Annotated in this window: 5 protein-coding genes; 4 read left to right on the top strand and 1 reads right to left on the bottom strand. The window is 66.6% G+C overall.

Going from position 1 to position 4323, the window contains the following annotated elements; genetic code table 11:
- From ABD194_RS19100 to ABD194_RS19085, 4 genes are all read left to right on the top strand, one after another.
- The coding region (locus ABD194_RS19100) for a DeoR/GlpR family DNA-binding transcription regulator (protein WP_425580033.1) at positions 1-458 on the top strand (458 nt) is incomplete at its 5' end.
- Positions 459-634: 176 nt separating this feature from the next.
- Complete coding sequence (locus ABD194_RS19095; protein WP_343994425.1) at positions 635-1900, top strand: extracellular solute-binding protein; 1266 nt, start codon at positions 635-637, stop codon at positions 1898-1900.
- Positions 1901-1916: 16 nt separating this feature from the next.
- The gene (locus ABD194_RS19090) at positions 1917-2912 is read left to right on the top strand and encodes a carbohydrate ABC transporter permease (RefSeq protein ID WP_343994423.1); all 996 of its coding nucleotides are present in this window, start codon (positions 1917-1919) and stop codon (positions 2910-2912) included.
- Entirely contained in the window at positions 2909-3811 is a 903-nt protein-coding gene (locus tag ABD194_RS19085) for a carbohydrate ABC transporter permease (protein WP_343994420.1), read from the top strand. The genes ABD194_RS19090 and ABD194_RS19085 overlap by 4 nt, the downstream gene beginning before the upstream one ends.
- A gap of 47 nt (positions 3812-3858) precedes the next feature.
- Here ABD194_RS19085 and ABD194_RS19080 read toward each other — a convergent pair whose 3' ends face one another.
- Positions 3859-4320, bottom strand: a complete 462-nt coding sequence (locus ABD194_RS19080; RefSeq protein WP_343994427.1) for a phage tail protein — start codon at positions 4318-4320, stop codon at positions 3859-3861.
- Between the last annotated feature and the right edge of the window lie 3 nt (positions 4321-4323).

The following is a 4323-nucleotide window of genomic DNA, read 5'->3' as shown; positions in this document are numbered from 1 at the left end:
CGCGGGCCATCACCGCGCGCGAGGACCTCCCCCTCGACGGCGAGGTCACCATCGTGACCAACGCGCTCAACATCGCCTCCGAGGCGGTGCTGCGTCCCCACGTCCAGTGCGTCTCGCTCGGTGGGGTCGCGCGGCCCGAGTCCTACGAGGTGACGGGCCCGCTGGCCGCCCTGGTGCTCCAGCAGCTGTGGATCGACGTCGCCATCGTCGGCGTCAACGCCCTCTCGGCCCGGGAGGGCGCCACGTGCCGGCACGAGGAGGAGGCGGCCATCATCCGCACGATGATCGAGCGCTCCAAGCAGGTCATCTGCGTCGCCACCGGAGAGAAGCTCGGCGTGCGCACCTTCGCCTCGATCTGTCCCGTCGAGCGGATCGACCATCTGGTCACTACCGTGGGCGCAGACCGGGGCGAGGTGGACGCGATCCGCGCTGCCGGCGTGCAGGTGCACGAGGTCTGACGGATGCCGATCCACCAAACGATGCGTGTTTGTGATCGAATCGATGGAGATCCGGTCATGATTGTTCTTGAATGACCGAGGGCGCCGCTCTAGGTTGTCGTCATTGCGGCCGAGACATGCGTCGGTAGCGACGCCGCACCTACGCCACCGGCTGACACCGAACCAAGGGAGAGACAATGAGGTCCACGAAGAAGTCTGTGGTCGTCGCGGGGATGGCCATCGCAGGCCTCGCCCTCGGCGCGTGCGGCGGAGGCACCGGCGCCGGGTCGGCTGCGGGCGGCGGCTCCACCGGGGGCGGCGGCAGCCAGGGCCCGACGACGATCAAGCTCGTCGCGGCCGAGTACTCCAAGGAGCACACGAAGGCGTTCTGGGACGCCTTCGCCAAGACGTACAAGGAGAAGACGGGCAACACCCTCGACGTCCAGATCGTCAGCTGGGACAACATCGACCAGCAGTCCTCGACGATGATCCAGAACAACCAGGCGCCCGACATCCTCAACCTCAACGCGTACGCCAGCTACGCGAAGGACGGCCTGCTCTACAACTCCGACGAGGTGCTGCCGGCGGCGGCCAAGAGCGACATCCTCGACACGTTCGTCAAGTACGGCACCTACCAGGGCAAGATGTACGGCTTCCCCGACCTGTCCTCGGCCCGCGCGCTCTTCTACAACAAGGCGCTCTTCAAGCAGGCCGGCATCACCAACCCGCCGAAGACGTGGGACGAGCTCGAGGCGGACGCCAAGAAGATCGCCGCGACCGGCAACGTCGGCTACGCCCTCCCGCTCGGCCCGGAGGAGTCACAGGGCGAGTTCTCCATGTGGCTGTTCAACAACGGCGGCGACTGGAAGGCCGACGGCAAGTGGACGATCAACTCGGACAAGAACGTCCAGACGCTGACGTTCCTCAAGAAGCTGTCCGACGAGAAGGTCACGCAGAACAACCCGGCCCGCACCAACCGCGCCGACGCCTTCGACCTGTTCAAGTCGGGCAAGGCCGGCATGGTCATCGGGTTCAGCCCGCTCGCCGGCGCGCTCGACCAGGACAAGAAGGTCGACTACGGCGTCGCGCCGTTCCCGAGCAACGACAACACCGAGAGCAAGACCTTCGGCGTCACCGACTACCTGATGGCCTTCAAGAAGCCGGGCAACCAGGCGGCGGTCAAGGCGTTCTACGACCTCTACTACCAGCCTGACCAGGTCAACACCTTCATCAAGGCCGAGGGCTTCCTCCCGGTCACGAAGTCGGGCGTCCAGCAGTTCTCGAGCGACCCGAAGCTCAAGGTCTACCTCGACACGCTGCCCAACGCGCGCCTCACCCCGACCGACGACCCCACGTGGGACAAGGTCAAGCTCGCCGTCCAGCAGAACCTCGGCAAGGCCATGACCGGCGACCCGAAGGCCGTCCTCGACGACCTGCAGAAGACCGCCGAGAACGCCGGCTGACCCGGAGCCTCCCGCGATGAGTGACAGCACTGCCGTGACCCCCGCGCCCGCCGACTCGGCGGGGGCGGGGGCCACGCGTTCGCGTATGCCGTCCGGTCCCTTCCGGCGCAAGCGGGCCGGGCGGATCGGCCACGTCCACCCGCTGGTCGCCCTCCTCTGGCTGGCGCCGGCGCTCGCACTCATCCTCGGAGTCGTGCTCTACCCGGCGGTCAAGCTCTTCGACGCCTCCCGCGGGCAGTACTCGATCACCGGCCTGCGCACGGGCGACGCCGGGTGGGCGAACTACCAGAAGGTGCTCGAGCACCAAGACCTCGGACAGGTCCTGCGCAACACCGTCGTGTGGGTCGTGGCGGTGGTCGCCTTCACGATCGTGATCGGCCTGGCGCTCGCGCAGTTCCTCGTGAAGAGCTTCCCGGGGCGGCGCTTCGTGCGCTGGGCGGTCATCGTGCCGTGGGCGGCGTCGCTCGTCATCACGAGCCAGCTGTTTGTGCTGCTCTACGACTACAACTACGGCGTCATCAACTACGTGCTGCTCAAGCTCCATCTGATCAGCACGCCGATCGACTTCCTCGGCAACGACAGCTGGACGATGTTCTCGATGGTGCTCGTCGGCATCTTCGTGTCGCTGCCGTTCACGATCTTCGTCTTCATCGCGGGCCTCGGGGCCATCCCCGACGACGTCATGGAGGCCGCGACCGTCGACGGGGCGAGCCCGTGGCAGCGCTACTGGAACATCACGCTGCCCCTCATGCGTCCGGCCCTGATGGTCGCCACGGTGCTCAACATCATCTACGTCTTCAACAGCTTCCCGATCGTCTACACCCTCAACGACCGCAACCCGGGCTACGCGCACGACACGACGATCACGTTCATGTACAAGCTGGCCTTCAAGAGCCAGGAGCACGACGTCGGCATGTCGGCAGCGGCCGGCATCTTCAACGTCCTGCTCATCCTGGTCGTGGTCGCGATCTACCTGAGGATCATCAACGTGCGTGAGGAGACGACCCGATGAGCACCACGACGGCTGCCGCGCCGGTCGCACCGGGCACCCCGCCGGAGCAGGAGGGCGTGGTCGCGCGAGGCCGCGACCCGAGGCGACGCAAGCGCACCCTGATGGGCATCGGCGGCGCCCTGGTGGCGTTCGTCTTCCTCTCGCCCTACCTGATCATGGTGCTCGACTCGCTGCGCACGAGCACCGACGTCAAGAGCACCCCGACGTCGATCCTCCCGAAGGTGTGGCAGCTCGACACGTACGCGCAGATCCTCGGGGACGACCGGTTCCTCAACTGGCTCAAGACCTCGCTCATCGTGGCGAGCGGCTCGACGGTGATCGTCGTCCTCGTCGCGATCCCGGCCGCCTTCATGACGGCGCGGCACCGGTTCCCGGGCCGTGGTGCGTTCCTCTTCCTCGTGCTGGTGACGCAGATGTTCGCGCCGACCTCGCTCGTCGTCGGTCTCTACCGGCAGTTCTTCGAGCTCAACCTGATCAACACCTACGCGGCGCTGATCATCACGAACGCCGCGTTCAACCTGGCCTTCGCGATCTGGATCCTGCACGGCTTCTTCTCCTCGATCCCGCTCGAGGTGGAGGAGGCGGCCTCGCTCGACGGCGCGAGCCGGTGGCAGGTGCTGCGCCGGGTCATGCTGCCGCTGACGCTGCCGGGACTCGTCACGGCGACGATCTTCACCTTCATCGCCGCCTGGAACGAGTACGTCGTGGCGCTGACGCTGATGATCGACGACGACAAGAAGCCGCTGACGGTCGGCATGCGCGCCTACATCACCGGCTACGAGCAGCACTGGGACCAGCTCTTCGCGGCCTCCGTCATCGCGGTGGTCCCCGTCGTCATCCTCTTCGCGATCATCGAGAAGCACCTGGTCGGCGGCCTCACCGCCGGCTCGGTCAAGTAGCGGCGGTCACGTAGCGGCAGGGTTCAGCTCCACGGGGTGCCGAGCGGTCAGTACTCGCCCTTGATGACGAAGTAGGAGCCGCGGATCGTCCCGGCGAGCTTGGACTTCTGCCGCGCGAACTTGAAGTCGGCCAGCTCGGCGGGGACCTCCATGCCGTCCGAGAGCTTGAACCCGACGGCACGCTTGCCGCCGTCGGCGAGCGTCCAGAGGACGTTGACCGACAGGCCCGACTCGTAGAAGACGTAGGACCAGCGGACACCATCGACCTCGAACTGCGTCGCCTCGAGGGCGGGCGAGCCGATGACGATGTCGCGCTCCTCCTTGAGGATCCGGGAGACGTGGTCGACGATGGCCTCCGCCTCGTGTGCCGGCTGGGTGCTGAAGGTGTGGTCGAACTTGTTCTTGAAGTAGCGCGCCTCGTTGGCGCGCAGGCCCGCCAGCGCCTCCGCCACGGGCGAGGACTCGAGACCGACCGTCGAGACGTTCGTGAAGTCGACGTCGTATGCCATCAC

It is taken from the genome of Terrabacter terrae (genome assembly GCF_039529575.1).
In the GTDB taxonomy this organism is placed as follows: Bacteria; Actinomycetota; Actinomycetes; order Actinomycetales; family Dermatophilaceae; genus Terrabacter; species Terrabacter terrae.
This window is presented reverse-complemented; position numbering and strand designations above follow the sequence as displayed.

Coding starts and splice junctions, on each gene's coding strand:
- ABD194_RS19095 (WP_343994425.1), top strand. CDS start 635: ATGAGGTCCACGAAGAAGTCTGTGGTCGTCGCGGGGATGGCCATCGCA.
- ABD194_RS19090 (WP_343994423.1), top strand. CDS start 1,917: ATGAGTGACAGCACTGCCGTGACCCCCGCGCCCGCCGACTCGGCGGGG.
- ABD194_RS19085 (WP_343994420.1), top strand. CDS start 2,909: ATGAGCACCACGACGGCTGCCGCGCCGGTCGCACCGGGCACCCCGCCG.
- ABD194_RS19080 (WP_343994427.1), bottom strand. CDS start 4,320: ATGGCATACGACGTCGACTTCACGAACGTCTCGACGGTCGGTCTCGAG.